General features: G+C 34.4%; 22 protein-coding genes. 7 read left to right on the top strand and 15 right to left on the bottom strand.

The window, feature by feature from the left end; genetic code table 11:
* Positions 1 to 384: 384 nt before the first annotated feature.
* On the top strand, positions 385 to 531 hold the full coding sequence (locus RCJ96_RS04670) for a YjcZ family sporulation protein (RefSeq protein ID WP_000274562.1): 147 nt from the start codon (positions 385 to 387) through the stop codon (positions 529 to 531).
* 146 nt (positions 532 to 677) lie between these two features.
* The gene (gene def / locus RCJ96_RS04665; RefSeq protein WP_000957041.1) at positions 678 to 1,232 is read left to right on the top strand and encodes a peptide deformylase; all 555 of its coding nucleotides are present in this window, start codon (positions 678 to 680) and stop codon (positions 1,230 to 1,232) included.
* Positions 1,233 to 1,293: 61 nt separating this feature from the next.
* Here def and RCJ96_RS04660 read toward each other — a convergent pair whose 3' ends face one another.
* Positions 1,294 to 2,067, bottom strand: a complete 774-nt coding sequence (locus RCJ96_RS04660; RefSeq protein ID WP_046946797.1) for a Cof-type HAD-IIB family hydrolase — start codon at positions 2,065 to 2,067, stop codon at positions 1,294 to 1,296.
* A gap of 549 nt (positions 2,068 to 2,616) precedes the next feature.
* Between RCJ96_RS04660 and RCJ96_RS04655 the strand changes: the two genes are divergently transcribed.
* Positions 2,617 to 2,829: a DNA-dependent RNA polymerase subunit epsilon gene (locus RCJ96_RS04655; protein ID WP_000576443.1), complete on the top strand. Its 213-nt coding sequence runs from the start codon at positions 2,617 to 2,619 to the stop codon at positions 2,827 to 2,829.
* Between the two features lie 4 nt (positions 2,830 to 2,833).
* On the top strand, positions 2,834 to 4,501 hold the full coding sequence (gene rnjA / locus RCJ96_RS04650; RefSeq protein WP_000670368.1) for a ribonuclease J1: 1,668 nt from the start codon (positions 2,834 to 2,836) through the stop codon (positions 4,499 to 4,501).
* A gap of 38 nt (positions 4,502 to 4,539) precedes the next feature.
* Here the strand turns inward: rnjA and RCJ96_RS04645 are convergent, their stop codons facing one another.
* The 10 genes from RCJ96_RS04645 to RCJ96_RS04600 form a co-directional block, all read right to left on the bottom strand.
* Positions 4,540 to 5,205, bottom strand: a complete 666-nt coding sequence (locus RCJ96_RS04645) for a potassium channel family protein (protein WP_000504032.1) — start codon at positions 5,203 to 5,205, stop codon at positions 4,540 to 4,542.
* 83 nt (positions 5,206 to 5,288) lie between these two features.
* The gene (locus tag RCJ96_RS04640) at positions 5,289 to 6,155 is read right to left on the bottom strand and encodes a cytochrome C oxidase assembly protein (RefSeq protein WP_416503919.1); all 867 of its coding nucleotides are present in this window, start codon (positions 6,153 to 6,155) and stop codon (positions 5,289 to 5,291) included.
* A gap of 254 nt (positions 6,156 to 6,409) precedes the next feature.
* Entirely contained in the window at positions 6,410 to 7,540 is a 1,131-nt protein-coding gene (locus RCJ96_RS04635; protein ID WP_416503920.1) for an N-acetyldiaminopimelate deacetylase, read from the bottom strand.
* A 61-nt stretch (positions 7,541 to 7,601) separates the two neighbouring features.
* Entirely contained in the window at positions 7,602 to 8,324 is a 723-nt protein-coding gene (gene dapD / locus RCJ96_RS04630) for a 2,3,4,5-tetrahydropyridine-2,6-dicarboxylate N-acetyltransferase (protein WP_000783248.1), read from the bottom strand.
* A 71-nt stretch (positions 8,325 to 8,395) separates the two neighbouring features.
* Entirely contained in the window at positions 8,396 to 9,280 is an 885-nt protein-coding gene (locus RCJ96_RS04625; RefSeq protein WP_001984809.1) for a LysR family transcriptional regulator, read from the bottom strand.
* 142 nt (positions 9,281 to 9,422) lie between these two features.
* Positions 9,423 to 9,866, bottom strand: coding sequence for a cyclic-di-AMP-binding protein CbpB (gene cbpB, locus RCJ96_RS04620; RefSeq protein ID WP_000623565.1), 444 nt, complete (start codon positions 9,864 to 9,866; stop codon positions 9,423 to 9,425).
* A gap of 170 nt (positions 9,867 to 10,036) precedes the next feature.
* A complete protein-coding gene (gene abbA / locus RCJ96_RS04615; RefSeq protein WP_000817794.1) occupies positions 10,037 to 10,228 on the bottom strand; it encodes an antirepressor AbbA in 192 nt (63 codons plus the stop codon).
* A gap of 107 nt (positions 10,229 to 10,335) precedes the next feature.
* Complete coding sequence (locus RCJ96_RS04610) at positions 10,336 to 10,854, bottom strand: ribonuclease H-like YkuK family protein (RefSeq protein WP_000896651.1); 519 nt, start codon at positions 10,852 to 10,854, stop codon at positions 10,336 to 10,338.
* 74 nt (positions 10,855 to 10,928) lie between these two features.
* Positions 10,929 to 11,078 (bottom strand): hypothetical protein, encoded by a 150-nt coding sequence (locus RCJ96_RS04605; protein ID WP_000440537.1) that lies wholly within the window; start codon positions 11,076 to 11,078, stop codon positions 10,929 to 10,931.
* Positions 11,079 to 11,289: 211 nt separating this feature from the next.
* Positions 11,290 to 11,526 (bottom strand): YkuJ family protein, encoded by a 237-nt coding sequence (locus RCJ96_RS04600; RefSeq protein ID WP_000055151.1) that lies wholly within the window; start codon positions 11,524 to 11,526, stop codon positions 11,290 to 11,292.
* A 233-nt stretch (positions 11,527 to 11,759) separates the two neighbouring features.
* Between RCJ96_RS04600 and RCJ96_RS04595 the strand changes: the two genes are divergently transcribed.
* Positions 11,760 to 11,996, top strand: a complete 237-nt coding sequence (locus tag RCJ96_RS04595) for a glutaredoxin family protein (RefSeq protein WP_000717880.1) — start codon at positions 11,760 to 11,762, stop codon at positions 11,994 to 11,996.
* Between the two features lie 109 nt (positions 11,997 to 12,105).
* On the opposite strand, the gene RCJ96_RS04590 is transcribed toward RCJ96_RS04595, so the two are convergent.
* The 3 genes from RCJ96_RS04590 to fadH all read right to left on the bottom strand — a co-directional run bounded on the left by RCJ96_RS04590 (position 12,106) and on the right by fadH (position 14,984).
* On the bottom strand, positions 12,106 to 12,594 hold the full coding sequence (locus tag RCJ96_RS04590) for a DUF3993 domain-containing protein (protein ID WP_001233820.1): 489 nt from the start codon (positions 12,592 to 12,594) through the stop codon (positions 12,106 to 12,108).
* A gap of 182 nt (positions 12,595 to 12,776) precedes the next feature.
* Positions 12,777 to 13,994 (bottom strand): EAL domain-containing protein, encoded by a 1,218-nt coding sequence (locus tag RCJ96_RS04585; protein ID WP_000564304.1) that lies wholly within the window; start codon positions 13,992 to 13,994, stop codon positions 12,777 to 12,779.
* 225 nt (positions 13,995 to 14,219) lie between these two features.
* Complete coding sequence (fadH, locus tag RCJ96_RS04580; RefSeq protein ID WP_000660918.1) at positions 14,220 to 14,984, bottom strand: 2,4-dienoyl-CoA reductase; 765 nt, start codon at positions 14,982 to 14,984, stop codon at positions 14,220 to 14,222.
* Positions 14,985 to 15,226: 242 nt separating this feature from the next.
* On the opposite strand from fadH, the gene RCJ96_RS04575 reads away from it, so the two are divergent.
* Both RCJ96_RS04575 and RCJ96_RS04570 read left to right on the top strand, forming a co-directional pair.
* Positions 15,227 to 16,084 (top strand): metallophosphoesterase, encoded by an 858-nt coding sequence (locus tag RCJ96_RS04575; protein WP_416503921.1) that lies wholly within the window; start codon positions 15,227 to 15,229, stop codon positions 16,082 to 16,084.
* Positions 16,085 to 16,181: 97 nt separating this feature from the next.
* Positions 16,182 to 16,418 carry a hypothetical protein gene (locus RCJ96_RS04570; protein ID WP_000283744.1) on the top strand — a complete coding sequence of 79 codons (237 nt, stop codon included), beginning with the start codon at positions 16,182 to 16,184 and terminating at the stop codon, positions 16,416 to 16,418.
* Between the two features lie 159 nt (positions 16,419 to 16,577).
* Here the strand turns inward: RCJ96_RS04570 and RCJ96_RS04565 are convergent, their stop codons facing one another.
* A complete protein-coding gene (locus RCJ96_RS04565; RefSeq protein WP_000423563.1) occupies positions 16,578 to 18,686 on the bottom strand; it encodes a polyphosphate kinase in 2,109 nt (702 codons plus the stop codon).
* Positions 18,687 to 18,716: the final 30 nt, after the last annotated feature.

The raw sequence follows: 18,716 nt of genomic DNA, 5'->3' as shown, positions 1-18,716 counted from the left end.
ATCTGTACTAATGTTTTTTCAGAAACATATTAATACAATCTTGATCACGTTTTTTAGTTTACAACTATTCTAATTACGATGTCAATTACTTTGAATACGTTTTTTTATAAATAATCTGCAGGTTTCTTCTACACAAACGTGTTTTTATTTTTCACATCTGTATTAGTAAGCATTAACCTACTGTTATATTATTCCCTTTTTAACTTGCTTTTTCTCTTAGAATAATATGTAAACGATTTAATTCTCTTTAGTTTTTCTCTCTTCTTAGCAAAAATATACAAACTCTTCTTCCTTTTATAGGTAATTACCCATACATTTCTACCCTTCCCTCCATACATTATAGTAACCGCAGTATTAGCGGGAAATGATAAAGGAGGTCATCTCATGTACGGATACTCATATTGCTATCCAACTTGTTCATATCCTTCCTACGGTTATGGCGGTTCTTGTGGCGGGTCTGGACGCGGCTTCGCCTTAATCGTTGTGTTGTTTATTCTTTTAATTATCGTTGGTGCTGCTTGCATTCGCTAATGTAAAACGAAACAACTATGGAAAGAAACAGACGGCTCTGCCGTCTGTTTCTTTTTATTCCTACATAACCGATCTATCTTCCCCTTACTTGCCGATGACTTTTTCCATCTCCTTTGGTAGACTAAGGAGGAAAGGAGAGATTACATATGCTTACAATGAAAGATGTAATTCGCGAAGGAGATCCTATTTTGCGAAAAGTTGCAGAAGAGGTAGTAATACCAGCGAGCAAAGAAGATACAAATACCCTTAAAGAAATGATTGAATTTGTAATAAATAGCCAAGATCCTGAAATGGCTGAAAAATATAGTTTACGCCCTGGAATCGGATTAGCGGCTCCGCAAATCGGTATTTCAAAGAAAATGATTGCAGTTCACGTAACAGATACGGACGGTACGTTATATAGTCATGCATTATTCAATCCAAAAATCATTAGCCATTCTGTTGAACGTACATATTTACAAAGTGGTGAAGGCTGTCTATCAGTAGACCGTGAAGTACCTGGTTATGTACCTCGTTACACAAGAATTACAGTGAAAGCAACTTCTATCAACGGCGAAGAAGTAAAATTACGTTTAAAAGGTTTACCAGCAATTGTATTCCAACATGAAATTGACCATTTAAATGGTGTTATGTTCTATGACCATATTAATAAAGAAAATCCATTTGCTGCTCCTGACGGTTCAAAACCTCTGGAGCGATAATAAAAAAGGCGGAAGATAATCCTCCGCCTTTTTACTATTATGAAATGGGTTCCATATCCACTTATAACAATCCAGCCCATTTTAATCCATGATATATGCCGTCTTCACTAACATCCTTTGTCACATGATTTGCAAGTTTTTTCAAGTCTTCATGACCATTCCCCATCACAATACCTGTCCCAACTGCTTCAATCATTTCTAAATCATTTAAGCCATCTCCAAATGCATACACTTGTTCACGGTTAAATCCTAACCTTTCAATGAATTTCTCAATCCCTTTCGCCTTAGAACCGCCATTTGGAATGATATCCATTGAATACGCATGCCAGCGAATAAAATGAAAGTCTGGGTACTGATTAATAAACTTTTCCTCTTCATTCACTTCACAGAAAAGAAGCGTTTGATAAATATTACGTTTCTCATAAAAATTAGGTTCATATGCTGGATGCTCAAAGTTTAAGCTACCAAAGCCTTCCTTCACATAATCATGATATTCCACTGATGCTCTCATGTCTTGATGATCAAGATATACAAGTGGATATCCTTCTTCTTTGGCAAACTGAGTAAATTTATGAAGAGCATCTGGATGTAACGGATTATTAAATATTACCTCATCCTCAAATACAACGTATTGCCCATTAAAACTAACATAATTATGTATATTAAGTTCCTTCCGAATATCTTCAAACATAAATGGCGCACGCCCTGTCGCAATTGCTACATGTACACCCTTTTCTTGTAACTGTTTTACTGCATCTCGTGTAGATTGCGGAATTTTTTTATCATGATCTAATAATGTTCCATCAATATCAAAAAAGACAATTTTATCATTCATTTGTCAAAATCCTTTCTGTTACTGTATATTCCTATTTTGATTATCGCTTTTCAAATGCTAAAAAAAAGTATAACATATTAAACATCTGTGAAGAAAGCGTTCACTTTCTGACCTTATTTATGAAACCTGCATATATATATTAGTAAAAAAATGTGGATACTTGTTCGTATGAATTTTCTTTTCTATTCTTTCTCATACTATATCTATAACTAACGGCTACTAATCGTTACTATAAGAATAACTTTCCCTGTATGAGAAAAGACAAGATTCAACATTCACTTTTGTCTTCTTTCTTATATCAGAGACGGCGTTTTCACTAGTAATATGCATGTTTAAAATAAGGAAAGGAAGGAGTAATCATGCTGAAGAAGCTGAAGAAAAAGCTGAAGCGTTATTTAAAAGATCTAGTCCGTAAAAAGACGATCGCTTAAATTGTGCCCATTTCGGGCTTTTTCTTCATTCTCATTCGAAAAAACATGAAAATCGTGACTGTTTGCTTTATAATAAGTAACAGATAATGCAAAACATAGACAAGGAGAGGTTTTCCAAATGATTTTTAAAGTATTTTATCAAGAAAAAATGACTGAGGTTCCAGTACGTGAAAATACAAAAGTTTTATATTTAGAGGCTACGTCTGAGAAGGATGTTCGTACAAAATTAAATAAGTTCGCATATAATATCGAATTCGTTCAGTCTGTGACTGGCAATCATCTTGAATATGAAAAAGCAAACGCTGATTTAACATTAGCGGAAATCGTATAGTCATATGAAATTTCTAAAGAATGATCAAGCAGCCGTTTTTGCTTTAGGTGGCCTTGGTGAAATCGGTAAAAATACATATGCTGTTCAATTTCAAGATGAAATTATTATAATTGACGCTGGAATTAAATTTCCAGAAGACGAACTCCTCGGAATCGATTATGTAATACCAGATTACACTTATTTTGTGCGAAACGAAGATAAAATTAAAGGATTATTCATTACACATGGTCACGAAGATCATATCGGTGGAATTCCTTACTTATTACGTCAAGTGAACATTCCGATTTATGGCGGAAAATTAGCAATTGCACTAATCAAAAACAAATTAGAAGAGCACGGATTACTTCGTAAAGCAAAACTTTATGAAATTCAAGAAGATGATGTTATTAAATTTAAAAAGACATCCGTTTCCTTCTTCCGTACAACTCACAGTATCCCAGATTCATACGGAGTTGTTGTGAAAACACCTCAAGGACAAGTAGTTCATACTGGAGATTTCAAATTTGATTTCACACCAGTTGGTGAACCAGCGGACTTAACAAAAATGGCTGAAATCGGAAAAGACGGTGTACTTTGTCTCTTATCTGACAGTACAAACAGTGAAGTTCCAAACTTTACAATGTCTGAGCGCCGTGTTGGTGATAGTATTCAAGATATTTTCCGCAAAGTAGAAGGTCGTATTATCTTCGCAACCTTTGCATCAAATATCCATCGTTTGCAACAAGTTGTTGAAGCGGCTGTTGAAAATAATCGTAAAGTGGCTGTATTTGGCCGAAGTATGGAAGCAGCGATTGAAATCGGACAAAACCTCGGTTATATTCGCTGTCCGAAAGATACATTCATAGATGCATCTCAATTAAATCGTCTACCAGCTAATAAAGTTGTTATTTTATGTACAGGTAGTCAAGGGGAGCCAATGGCAGCACTTTCACGTATTGCTAATGGTACTCATCGTCAAATTCAAATCATTCCTGGCGACACGGTTGTTTTCTCTTCTTCACCAATCCCTGGTAATACAATTAGTGTAAGCCGTACAATTAATATGTTGTACCGTGCGGGTGCTGATGTAATCCACGGAAAACTGTCAAACATTCATACGAGTGGACACGGTGGACAAGAAGAACAAAAACTAATGCTTCGTCTAATTAAACCGAAGTATTTCATGCCAATTCATGGTGAATATCGTATGCAACGTATGCATATGAAGTTAGCAAATGATTGTGGTATTCCAGAAGAAAATTGTTTCATTATGGATAATGGTGATGTTCTTGCCTTACGTTCAGATGAAGCAAGTGTAGCTGGTAAAATACCATCTGGATCTGTCTATATTGACGGAAATGGTATTGGAGATATCGGTAATATCGTATTACGTGATCGTCGTATCCTTTCTGAAGAAGGACTTGTTATTGTCGTTGTAAGCATTGATATGAAAGAATTTAAAGTTGCAGCAGGGCCTGATATTATCTCACGTGGTTTCGTTTATATGCGCGAAAGTAGTGATTTAATTAATGATGCGCAAACATTAATTACAACTCATTTAGAAAAAGTAATGGAACGTAAAACAACACAATGGTCTGAAATTAAAAATGAAATTACAGACACATTAGCACCATTCCTATATGAGAAAACGAAACGTCGCCCAATGATTTTACCAATCATTATGGAAATATAAGAAAAAGGACAATACCTTTATGGTATTGTCCTTTTCTCTTATCTTAAAAAGTGCTTGAAACGATCTACTTCATCGTCATGACCAATTACAATTAATATATCTCCCGCTTGAATATTTTCCGTAGCTCGAGGAGATACAATAACTTCTTTTCCACGTTTAATTGCTACAATATTCAATCCGAACTTCGCACGAATATCTAATTCAATTAAAGAATGCCCATCAATTTTTTTATTTGCAATAATCTCTACAATACTATGCTCATCTGAAAGCTCAAGGTAGTCTAACACATTACTTGATGCAATATTATTAGCAATCCTTTTTCCCATATCACGCTCTGGATGCACAATGTGATCTGCCCCTATTTTACTTAATACTTTTTCATGGTAATCATTTTGAGCTTTTACAGTAATATTTTTTACACCTAACTCTTTCAGAATTAATGTTGTTAAAATACTTGAATTTAAGTTATCTCCAATAGCAACAACTACATGATCAAAATTACGAATACCAAGACTTTTTAATACCATCTCATCTGTTGAATCTGCAATTACAGCATGCGAAGCTATATTTGCAAACTCATTAATTTTATCCTCATCAGAGTCAATTGCCATTACTTCCATACCTAATTGAGCAAGTTCCCGGCAAATACTTCCACCAAAACGCCCAAGCCCAATGACAGCAAATTCTTTCTCTTTTTCACCCACAGGAATTCCTCCAATAACATCGAATACTATGTATTTTTATTGTAACATACTTTAGATTTGCTACAAAAACCTGTATATCATTCTTATTTTTGTTTTTGCATATAGAAATACTGTTGTAAATAAAATGCGATACTGAAAATTAACATACCAAATACAAATATGTTTCCAAATGAACTAAACGTTTCAAAAACGAATAATAACGTTTCTTGTCCGAAGAAAGCAAATAATAGTTGTGTAAATGCGAATAGCAATGCCAATATATAATGGTGTTGATGGAATAAATAATGCGTTGCACCTAAAAAAGCGATAAACGAAAGAATGAAAATCCACCAATTTTCTAAAAACAGTTGCCAATTCGTAAATTGATACCCATTTACTAATATCGCAATAATTGCTATAACCGCCATCGTTGGCACACTCCATAACAATGCACGCCCTCTAAAGAAGTGCGTACCTTTTCCATCTCCCTTTTCATTTGCAATGTATGTTAGCACGACAGTACTTATATACAACACAGAGAGAATTGTTAAAACAATTATGAGCCAAAAATGCAACTGATAATATTCATGTTCTATATTCGTCACGATAGCAGCTAGCATACACGGTATTAGCATTCCCGTCCAACCATCTACTTTTCTCTCATTCCAAAATACTGTATTACCAATCCGTATTCCTAACAGCATAAAAATAATGATACCTAGTACAAATAATGTAGTTTTATTTCCTACTAAGCTCGTTGAAAAAGCAATTAATCCAATAAATAAAAAAAGAACAAATCCATTCATAATTTCTAGTACAGGTGATAAATACCTTTTCACCCAGTTGTATGTCTCTTCATATTCATTATTATTCGCTAAACGATAGGCGTAAAAACTTATCCCAAAATAAACCGCCGCAATAATAACATATGCATATAAGACAAAACATAAAATTGCACTGCTAATTTGCACGTAATTCCCCACCCTTTTTTCTATGTTTCACCTTGATTTTACACACTTTCCACACGAAATGTAAACATATATAAGCTAGTTAACTAATCATCTTTTCAATAAGCGATAATGAATAATGAGCAGCGGCTCAAAACCACTGCTCATTATTTTATCCATTTGTATGCCGATGTGTATCCAAAACAAATATGAAAGATGTTTTCACCTTGAATCTAACAAATACCAACTTTAAATTGTTACATAGTTGGCGAGCAAGTTTACTTTCTAGTTCCCTTCCACTTCACATATTGATCTAAAAGTACGATAGCTTTCTCAATAGCCTCTTCATCTGGTTTTAATTTTGCGTGATGTAAACCATATTCTGAATTTACCCCAAGCCAAAACATAAATCCAGGAATCTCTTGAAGCATATAACCAAAATCTTCACCTGTCATTGCCTCAGTACATGTAATTACTTTCATATCAGTTTGTTCACTTACAAATTGCATAAACTCTCTCGTTAATGCTTCATGGTTGTATACTTGATGATACATCGCTCCGTAGTCAATAACGGCCTCACATTGGAAGGAAGCTTCTATACCTGCAACAATTGCCTCAATCCTACTTTTAACACGGCTCATTGATTCCACTGATAACGTTCGGATTGTTCCCTCTAATCGAGACTTTTCTGCTATGATATTTTGAACTGTACCGCCTGTTATTTTCCCAATTGTAATTACTGCACTATCAAGTGGGTTTACATTACGACTAATAACGGACTGAAGCTGTGTAACAAGGTGACTAGCTGCGACAATCATATCATTTGCAGTATGAGGGTAAGCTGCATGTCCACCTTTCCCCTTTAAATCAACATATAATTCTGATGTATTTGCAAATAATAGCCCCTCTTTTGTAGCAATTGTTCCTACAGGGTATTCAGGTGCAATATGGAGACCGAGAATTATATTCGGCTTCCATTCTTTTAACTCTTCGCTCTCTAACATAGGAAGAGCCCCTCCAGGCCCTTCTTCAGCTGGTTGGAATAGAAATACAAGGTCATCATCTATTCTTTCTGTTACAGCTGCTGTTAGAAGGCCTAAACCAATTGTTGTATGTAAGTCGTGTCCGCATGCATGCATCATTCCTTCATGAACAGAAGCGAACTCATATCCAGTTTCCTCTGTAATTGGTAAACCGTCTATATCTGCGCGATACCCTATAACTTTTTCTGGATTTTTCCCCTTTACTTTAACAATGACACCCGTTCTCCATACCTTCACTTCCACATGTTCGTTCGAAAGCGTTCCTATGTAATCTAAAATATACTGTTGTGTTTTCCACTCTTTAAATCCAATTTCCGGTATTTTGTGTAAGTCTCTACGAATTTGAACGAATTTGCTTACTGCCATTTTTGCACCTCTATCTATAAAAAGCGTAAGAGCCTGTTTATGCTCTTACGCTTTTATGTTTTTATTTCTCTGGGTTTAATTGACGAAGCTCTTGTTTAATTTCAGTTTTTGCTTTTGTCTTCTCATCAATTTCTTTAATTACACGTGCTGGAGTACCTGCAACAACTGTATATGGAGGTACATCTTCTGTTACAACAGCTCCTGCTGCTACAACTGCACCTTTACCTACTGTAACTCCCTCTAACACAACTACGTTAGCACCAATTACAACATCGTCTTCAACGATAACTGGTTTTGCTGAAGGTGGCTCAATAACGCCTGCAAGTACTGCACCTGCACCTACGTGACAGTTCTTACCAACAGTTGCACGTCCACCAAGTACCGCGTTCATGTCGATCATAGAACCTTCACCAATTACAGCACCGATGTTAATTGTTGCATTCATCATAATAACAGCGTTGTCGCCGATTTCAACGTGGTCACGAATAATCGCACCTGGCTCAATACGAGCTTTAATACCTTTTAAATCAAGCATTGGAATTGCAGAATTACGACGGTCATTTTCAACAACGTAATCAACAATGTATTTGCTATTTTCATCTAGAATTGTCTTAATTTCAGACCATTCTCCAAATAATACACCAGACTTTTTATTTACAAATGCTTGTACTGTTTCAGGGAATGTTACTTCTTTTAAATCCCCTTTTATGTATACCTTTACAGGAGTTTTCTTTTCACTTTTTTGAATAAACGAAATAATTTCGTTAGCGTCCATCATTTTCATTCTTGTTGCCTCCTAAATCCATTTATAATGTTACTCTACCAAACGATAGAGCGAGTAGCAAGATAATAATCCTATTTTTCCATTTGAATTTCTTCTATAATTTCTAAAAATGCTTGTACTTGCTTCAATTGTCTAGCTGATTCACTCGTCAATAACCATGTTTCTCTCGTTAATTGAACAGGTGTTTTATACATATTTTCTTGTACTTCTTTTAAAACAGTAGAAGGTAAAAGCGCGTAGCCTATGCCATTTAAAACGAGTTGTTTACAAGTCTCAATTTGATCAACGACAATTGTTCTCTTAGGTGGATTAGAAAATAAACCATACCACCAATTTTGTATTTGTCCATAATAAGTCGAGTCACTTTTAAATTGAATAAATGGTCTATTTGTTTCTTTTAACATCGAAATATCTTTTATTTCTTTATCCACTAAATAAAGTTCATCTTCAAATAATTGTTGCTTCTGGCCTTTATATTCTTGTGTTCCTCTCAATATAGCAACATGAACGTCTCCTTCATAAAATTGCTTTTGCACTTCACTACTCCAGCCAGTAAACAACGATATTTTCACAGAAGGATATTTATGCACAAACTTCTTCAAAACAGGAGGAAGCCAATATTGGCCAATAACTGATGCGACAGCTATTTTTAACGTCCCGTGAGTTTCTGTTCTAAAAACAGCTAGCTCACTTTTAATATCCTCTTCCCTTTGTAGCATTTCTTTTGCGTAATTCGCAACTTTTTCCCCTTCAGGTGTAATTGTCAATCCTTTTTGCGAGCGAATAAAAAACTTCATTCCCCATTGTTTCTCCATAGATTGTAATCGTTGACTAAGCGCAGGTTGTGAAACAAATAAACGTTCCGCCGCTTTTCTCATATTTGATTCCTGTGCTAACACAACCATCATTTGAAAATCATCAATTTGCAACTTTCTCCCTCTTTCCTTAGCTTCCATACACCTTATCTCAATAAGCTTTTCATCCTTAATTTAACTACATACTCTTATATTTTTTATCTTTTTAAATATAATACATACACAACTGATATGCACGAAAAAAAAGTGACTTCTTCGGTTCTATGAAGTCACTTTTCTCACTTTATCGATTATGTTGCCTTACTTTTTTATTCAATAATTTTAAAATAGCTCGGCGTGTTAAAATCCCCTCAAAATACCCATCTTCATTGACAGCGCAAATAAATGGATGATCAATAGTCATTTCTAAAGCTTTTGCAAATGAGTCTTCTAACTTAAGAACCGGAATATCTTGCTTCATCACTTGCTCTACTTTCATCTCTTCAAGTCTTTCAAACTCAATGCGTTCTAGCCCTAATATACCGTCTAAAATCATAGCAGTACTAATTAACCCGTGCAATTTGTACATCGGGTCCAAAACAGGTATCGCCGAATATCCAGATTTCACAAGTACGAGTAAAGCATGCTCTAAACCATTCCCTATTTGAACGTGTGCTACTTTTTCTGATGAAATCATTAAATCTTTTACAAAAATTTGTTGAAACTCGTCTTTTGGAATACTAATCATATTACATCCCCCATTTTCCCTTTTTCCTGCTTATAATCACCGGCTCTATTCACATTTTATGACAGCGTTTTCATATTATTATTTTGTCCTTACATTCTTTCAGTAAAAAACAAAATTACACAGCTATTTTAGCATATAACACAAAAAAAAGACTACCATTCCGGTAGCGCTTAATACCCTTTATTTTTTAATCTGTAAAATAACCTTGTGATTTTTTTATATTGCATCACGTCTGTCTTTTTTAAACCATTCTCGATATCTGTAAGTTCCACAGCTAAAATTTCACTCGCATAATTTTGCTGAAATAAAATATCTAGTAACAAACTTTCCTCTTCTTCTGTTAAAACAAATTCCCTTTTCATATACCCCTCTCCTTATACTCGCATCGTTACCATTATTATATAAAATTTTCAGCCTATTTAATAGATGTAATATTCAGTTTTTAGTGAAAGAAATATATAAATTGTTTTTATTTCGTATATCGATTTGCATAACTAAACGCCGCATAAGCATCTGGCTTAATTTTTGCAGTTAATCCCATCGCTTGAATTTTCGCTGTCATATCTAGAATAAATTCTTTTGTTAAACCATCATTTCCGATATCTAAGTGAATCTCCATTATAAAACCAGCCCCATCTTGAGCATATGGATGCAATAAATCCCATATTGTTTGTATATGATTTGGAGTAAATAGGCATGCGATTTCTTGACTAAACTGCGTCTCTAAATATATTTTCTCACGTAAAGTTTCTGGCTTATCTTTTACTGATTGATGGTGTAAACACCCCCAGGCTCCTTTTCCAACGCGATGAATATGAATTGCCGTAATAAACCTCGTATCCTTTTGATGTGCTTGTGAGTCTGTCCCAATGGATAAACGATATAAATTTCGCGGATCCTTTTCAATGAAATTACAAATACGGGTAAAGACCATATCAAAATTTAAATGTCTCTCTGAAACATTATAAAATTTATGTTCACCGGCCACATAGTCACGTCCTTTCAATTAGACAGACTTTTCGTATTCTCATTGTATGGGACAAAAACAAAAATTATAACTCCCTACCCTTTATTCGTTTCAATATTCCGAATTACATAATGGCAAACTTGGCACGTATAAATTACGTTTTGATTCGATTGAGCCGTTAGTACATGAATAATCTCAGCAGAATTGTGACAATTAGGACAAATCACAACTGGTAAACGTTCCATATAACACACCTCCTCACTATTTTCATCCCGCTATTTACTATCCGTCCTCAATTGGTGATGGATAATAAGCTGTATAGGACGAAGAAACCCTACTAATTACACTTTCACTTTATTACCATTGTAGGAAAAATGAAAAATCCTTATACATATATACTAAAAGTAATAGAACTAAAAAAGGTGTTGCCCTATGGCAACACCTTTTTTATATGTATCAAGAAATGATATCGTAAATCTCAATTGCAACCATGTCGATATTATCGAATTGATACACTTGAGGTTTTTCACCTTGTTGATACACTTCTAACTCATACATTTCACTTTTATCGAAAAATTTCACGCTACATTTGCGCTCACCGTTCACTTCAAAATAGCGTTGTGCTACTTCACCGCTTTCAGCTTGTTCTTGTAGACTAACAAGTCGAGTTAAAATTCCTTGGAGTAGAGACATGAAATCTCTCCTTTCTCTGATCTTCCTACCAATAGGTTTTACAGCTATACTCATTCTATCCGTCATAACAGAAAAAATGTTCCACACTCTAGGATAAAGGTTATTGGCCAGAAACTCAACTAAAAATTTGTCGAAATACGAAGGAAAAAACAGAAAGAACATCTTTTCCCTTCTTTATTGCGATTTTTATACTGGAAGAATATAATAAAAAACAGTAAAAAGGAGGAATTGCAATGAAAAAAATTGAGGTTTACACACAACCTGATTGTCCGCCATGTGTTATTGTGAAAGAATTTTTAAAGCATAATAACGTTGTATACGAAGAGTTTGACGTAAAAAAAGACGCCGCTGCTCGCAATCGTCTTTTATATGACTATGATTCTTATTCAACTCCGACGGTTGTAATTGATGGAGAAGTTGTTGCTGGTTTTCAAATTGAAAAATTACAACAACTTCTTAATATAGAATAGGAATAGGTAAAGACCTATTCCTATTTTTATCCCGATATATTTTGGAAGTATGCATCTGATTGTGGCAAGTTCATATTAAATGGGATATGCCCCTAATTAAAGTTTCACTTTATAATTGTTGTAACCTTTTTATTTCAGTTAAAAGTTCTTGACTTTCATGATATCCAGCCAATTTCCATTTCCCTTGATCTCTTTGCAATGTTACAATTTGATATTGTCCACTTTTCGCCCGCTCATAAACATATAAAATTTTATGCTCTTCATCATATGACATTTTCGTTTCTGAATTAAAAGAAAATGGCGCTTCTTTTGCTGGAAGTAAATATTCACCACTTTGTTTATCACTTCTACTATTTTCATCTGTAAATACTTGAAGGAAATTCTCTGTAAAATATGGTGATAACGTTTCTATCATCTTATTCATCGGCAAACGCTTCCCACGAATTGAAAATTGGCTTTCATAGCCTTTTTGTATCGTTACAAACACTTCTTTCCGATCGACTTTCACTTCCTCTTTTCCTAAAACAGTTGTAACACTATAACCAACTAGAAAGGCAACGCATACAAATAGAACTAACCATATTCCATATTTTCTCATTTTTTCACCTTCCTTTTAAGAAAACTTGTCTTTGTAGTATTCATTGTAACAATGATTATGCAAAGAAAGGGCTGGTTTCGTTCGTAAAATCTTTACAACGATAGACAGCATTTTCGGCACCATTTTCACTATTACCAATTTATGATAAAAACAAACAAAAAATGCACGAATCTCTTCGTGCATTAAAATAAAACATCTTCTTCATATAAATATTCATACGATAAATCTATAAATAAAAAGTTTTCATCATCAATCGGGAAAGAAAATGTTCGTACCATCTCACCGGTTTCAATATCAGCATATAAATCTGAAAGTCTTGCCTTATTCTCAAAACGCATTTTCATAATATTCTCTAGAAAATACGGGCGCCAACTCCAGTTCTTCATATAATACTCAGGCATCACAATCCATTCCCCATCTTTTTTCATAACGTTTCCTGATTGTTGGAAACCATCTTCGTTACAAATAAATATACGAAAACTACATTGTGATACACTTTGGCTAAATTGTAATAACCAATCATTTATATCTTCATTCTTTTTCTGTTTGGCTAAAACATCGCCAATTCGATCACGTAACATTTCTGTTAAATTATAAATCTTTTGTAGTTTTTTCTTCTCATGTTGAATAAATTGATGACACTCATTACCAAGTCGTTCTTTCAAAACGTTCGTTTCAATAAAATCAGGTAAGCATTCTTTCAAATAATTCCCTTGATAGTACCTACCACCGTTTTTCCATGCATATTGTAATTGATAAAAAGCATCTATTTCTTCATATAACAATGTCGCACCAATTCTTCTAGCAAGTAATGATAAAGAATATAAAATATCTTGATAAGATTGTAAAAGTGCAGTTTGCCTTAAATTTGTTAAATCTACTTTTAAAATATCAGGTGCTAACACGCTAATACGTTCTAAATTACTTGTACCTGTTCCGACTTTATTAATCGAAATTTGAATACCATATGTACGATAATACATAAGCAAATGATTAAATTGCTCTATATCTTCTTTACATTCATGTTCTGTAATCTCTAAAACAATGTTTTTCAAATTTAAACCTTGTTTTTCATACATCAATAAAAGTTGAAGCAAACTTTCATCATCATCGTTCATTAATACGTTAGCATTTCGATGTATAAATAATAATAATTTTTGATCACTTTCTAAATAACGATTTAAAGCTTTTTCTACTATAATGTTATCCGCTTCTAGTTGAAACTCACTTGGAATAGAGTCATCATGAAAGAAAGAAGCTAAACTTTGTATGCCCTCTTCTGTTTGAATACGCCCTACTACTTCATATCCAATTACAGTATGTTCATCAGCACTAAAAATTGCTTGATAATAAGGAAGGACTTTATCCAAGTTACTCATTACATCTAATGCATCTATCAACGTGCTTCCCTCCCTTTACTTTTCAAAAATTATAACATGATATTTACGGAAAAATAATAAAAAATCCCTTCAGTTTTCCTGAAGGGATTAGAGGGGTAAAATGCTAAGGGGAATTAGCAATTCTACTATGAAGAAAAAAGAGGTCTTAAATATAACGTATATATGACCTCTTGTAAACACTTTTCTTTCATATGTCACAATTCTGTCACATTTTTCTTATCCCTTTTAAAATGGATATTGATGTAAATGTTGTCCTCCATCCATTGTCATACAAGTTCCATTTATGTACGCAGCTTCATCTGAACATAAATAATAAGCTAGACCTGCAATTTCTTCTGGCGTACCCAGTCTTCCAAGCGGAACACTTTGTATCGTACGCTTAGCCATTTCTTCTGAAATCCATAATTTATCAGCACCGCCCGTACGTTCAATTGGTCCTGGCGCAATAGCGTTAACTCGGATTCCATATTTACGTCCCCACTCAACAGCGAGTGTCTTCGTCATTGCTAATACTCCAGCCTTCGCTGCAGCCGAATGAATCACTCCCGGACCTGCATCCCACGCATATGTTGCTACCATGTTAATGATATTTCCTTTTATACCTTTTTCAATCCAATATTTTCCGACAGCCTGGCTACAGTAAAATGTACCATTTAACACAATATTAATAACCGAATTCCAGCCGTTCACGGATAAATCTTCTGCTGGACAAATAAAGTTTCCAGCTGCATTATTTATTAAAATATCAATTCGTCCAAACTTCTCATCAATCTGTTCAATCATTTTCTGAATATCATCCGTATTTCTTACATCCATTTGTACCGGTAATATTTGTCCTGGAAATTGTTCAATTTCCAATTTTGTTTCCTCTAGTTTTTCCTTTGTACGTCCTGTAATAACAACTCGTGCCCCTTCTTTTGCAAAACGAGTCGCCATTCCTTTTCCCATTCCGCTCGATCCACCTGTTACAATAACTACTTTTTCTTTCATATTATATCCCCTCCAAAAAATGAATACACATTCATTTTATCATTTTATTTAATAGAAATCTTTATATTTTTAAACTTTTCTGATATTTTAACGTAAAGAGATTTCTTTTTATTCACTTTTTCGTTATCTATACTACTTTTACATGATTTAAAATATATTAAAAAAAACGAAAGGAGATTTGAGTAACCTGTAAATGTAACGAATACATGTAATATAAGCCAAATAGGTATACTCATATTTTTATGAAGAAAATTACAAGAAGAGATTTTTTAAAAACTGGAATGCGTACTTGCCTATATTCATTTATAACGACTAGTATCGGATACTATTATGCTAAATATATTGAGCCTCATCTGCTCTCTTTTACAGAACATACACTGAAATCACAACTCATCCCAAAAAGCTTTCACGGTATGAAGATTCTTCAATTTAGCGATTTACATCTCGGATACTATTTCTCTCTCCAACATTTATCTCAAATCGTCTCTAAAATTAATGCTGTAAAACCCGACATTGTTCTTTTTACTGGTGATCTCATTGATAATTATCAAACGTATACTGACACTCCTTTCGTTGCATCTATTTTAAAAAATATACAAGCACCCTTCGGTAAATTTTCTATTTATGGTAACCATGATCACGGCGGATATGGAACGGAATACTACGAACACATCATGCGCGAATCTGGATTTTCACTGTTACTAAACAGTGAAAAGAGAATCCGTCTACTGGATAATAGTGAAATTTCAATTTTCGGTCTTGATGATATACTATTAGGCAAACCAAAAATAAAGGAGACACTACAGCGCGCTCGGAAAAACATTTATAACATTGTTCTTGTTCACGAACCAGATATTGCACCGCAAATTGCTACATATCCAGTTAACTTACAACTTTCTGGTCATAGCCATGGCGGACAAGTACAAATCCCTTTTTTAGGCGCTATTATTACCCCAGCACTTGCTAAAAACTATGTAGAAGGTTTCTATACGATCCAAGATTTAGCTCTCTATGTCAATCGCGGCCTTGGCAGAACACGTGTCCCATTCCGATTTATGGCAAAACCTGAGATAACAATTTTTACACTCCAACATTCGTAATCATTCGCCTATTTTCTTACATATCCTTTCTTGTACGCGCTCATCCATGTTTCATTTACCATATGATAAAAGTGAGTCCAATAAAGGAGGTTTGTTCATGTATCCATATTATCAACCAATCCCAGTCCGTTCAGCACCTATTGGTCCAGTAGGCGACTCACGCTTCTTTCCGTTTTTTGGCGTCCCATTTCTAGCTGGTATTGCTGGTGGACTGCTTGGCGGAGCATTAGCTTTCGGTCCTAGACCGTATTACCCACCATATCCACCACCTTTCCCACCGCCGACACCTTATCCTTGTTATGGCGGACCTTGTCAACAACCATTCTATTATTAATGTACCGCAACAATTCTACTAATGTTATTTCCTTTCTTAACCGATTCATAATCCATTAACATGCTTATAATAAAAAGTATTCTCTCTACGCATCCTTTATAATAAGTAGAGAACAAAGTAAAAAACCTCTTAAAAAAGAGGTTTTTTACTTTGTTCTCATTATTCGGCATCTGTGTTTTGATACGCCATCTTAAATAACTTCACTTGGCTATCAATCTCTTCTGCCCCATTATTAATAACATAATAATAGTCACCGTCTTTATTTTGTTCACGTGTTTTCACATTATCAGCTAAAGTAAGCTGTAAAATCGCCTTAATTCGTGCCTTCATTTCAATATCTAATATCGGGAAAGATATTTCTACACGTTTCTCCATATTTCTTGTCATCCAGTCAGCTGAAGATAAATATATTTTCTCTTCTCCATTATGATGGAAATAATAAATACGGCTATGTTCTAAATATCTCCCGACAACACTAACTACCCGAATATTTTCACTTACATTTGGAATACCAGGTCGTAGGCAGCATGTTCCTCGAACGATGAGCTCTACCTTTACTCCAGCTTGTGATGCTTCATACATTTTTTTAATAAGTGGTTTATCAGTTAATGAATTCATTTTAGCAATGATATATCCATTTCCATATTGCCTATGATAACGAATTTCTTCATCTATTAAATCAATAAATTGCTCTCTTATATCAAATGGTGCAACCGATAAATGATGAAAATGCGGCTTTGTTGTATAACCACTCAAATAATTAAAGAAATTTGTTGCATCGACCCCAAAGTCTTTTCGTGATGTAATATAGCCAAAATCAGTATATAGCTTTGCGGTTGCATCATTGTAATTTCCGGTTCCAAGATGTACGAACCTTTCAATTTTTCCGTTTTTTCTTCTTACAACTAGTGTAATTTTACTATGTGTTTTCAAATGACTTACACCGTAAATAACATGACAACCCGCCTGTTCTAATTCTTTAGCCCAATGCACATTATTTTCTTCATCAAACCTTGCCTTTAACTCAACTAATACCGTCACTTGTTTCCCTTTTTCAGCCGCTACCTTTAGCGCCTGAATAATTGGAGAATCACCACTTACTCGATATAATGTTTGTTTGATCGCAAGTACATTCGGGTCGTCTGCTGCATCGCGAACAAAATCAACTACTGGCTGAAACGATTCAAACGGATGATGTAATAAAATATCATGCTCAATTGCTTTTTCAAATACATCTTCCGCATCCCCTAAATCTTGAGGTCGTTGTGGAATAAGAGCCGGATATACTAAATGTTCATATAAAGGCGCTAGTTTTTTATATAAAGAAAATAGACATGTTAAATCTAACGGTCCATCCATTATATACACATCTTCATCTTTTACTTCCAACACTTCATATAATAACGCTAATACTCTTTCATCAATGTGTTCTTTGCCAACTTCTAAACGTACAGCAGCTCCCCACTTACGCTTTTTTAATTCTTTTTCAATTACCTTTAATAAATCTCTCGCACCTTCTTCGTGAATTGTTAAATCCGCATTGCGTGTAATACGGAAACGAGTAACAGATGATACTTTATATCCTGTAAATAATTTATGAGTAAAACTACTAATTACGTCTTCTAATAAAATAAATTTATGCTTTTGTCCTTCACTCGGTAAAAATATGAAACGTTCCAGTAGTGAAGGAACTTGTACAATTCCTAACTTCGTGCGGTTTTCTTCTTCCACTTGTTTCTCATCATATAAAAGAGTAGCTAAATTTAAACTTTTATTTAATAACATCGGAAATGGGCGATATGCATCGATAGCCACAGGTGTTAAGACTGGGAAAATTTGTTCATCAAAATACTCTTCTATAAATTCTCTCTGTTCTTTCGTCAAATCATGGAATGTTAAACGCTCAATCCCCTCTAACTCCAACGCTGGCAACACATAATTTTTAAACGTACCATACTGTACGGTCATTAATTCATGTGCTTTTATCGCAATTTTATTTAGTTGCTTTTTTGGTGTTAAGCCGGCCTTATTTTCTGGTTGGTTAAAACCAGCACTCACCTGATCCTTCAATCCTGCTACACGTACCATAAAGAATTCATCTAAATTTGAGCTAAAAATGCTAATAAACTTTAATCTTTCTAAGAGTGGATTCGTTTCATCTTGTGCTTCTTGTAGTACACGTTCATTAAATGCTAACCAACTTAACTCTCGATTGTTGTAATAAGCTGTATCATTTAAATTGACTATATTCCCCTTCGATAATTCCATTCTCTTCACACTTCCCCTTGAAACTTTTTT

The sequence above is a fragment of the Bacillus sp. BSL6 genome (assembly GCF_052928345.1).
The sequence above is the reverse complement of the archived record's forward strand: the minus strand, read 5'-3'. Positions and strand labels throughout refer to the sequence as shown.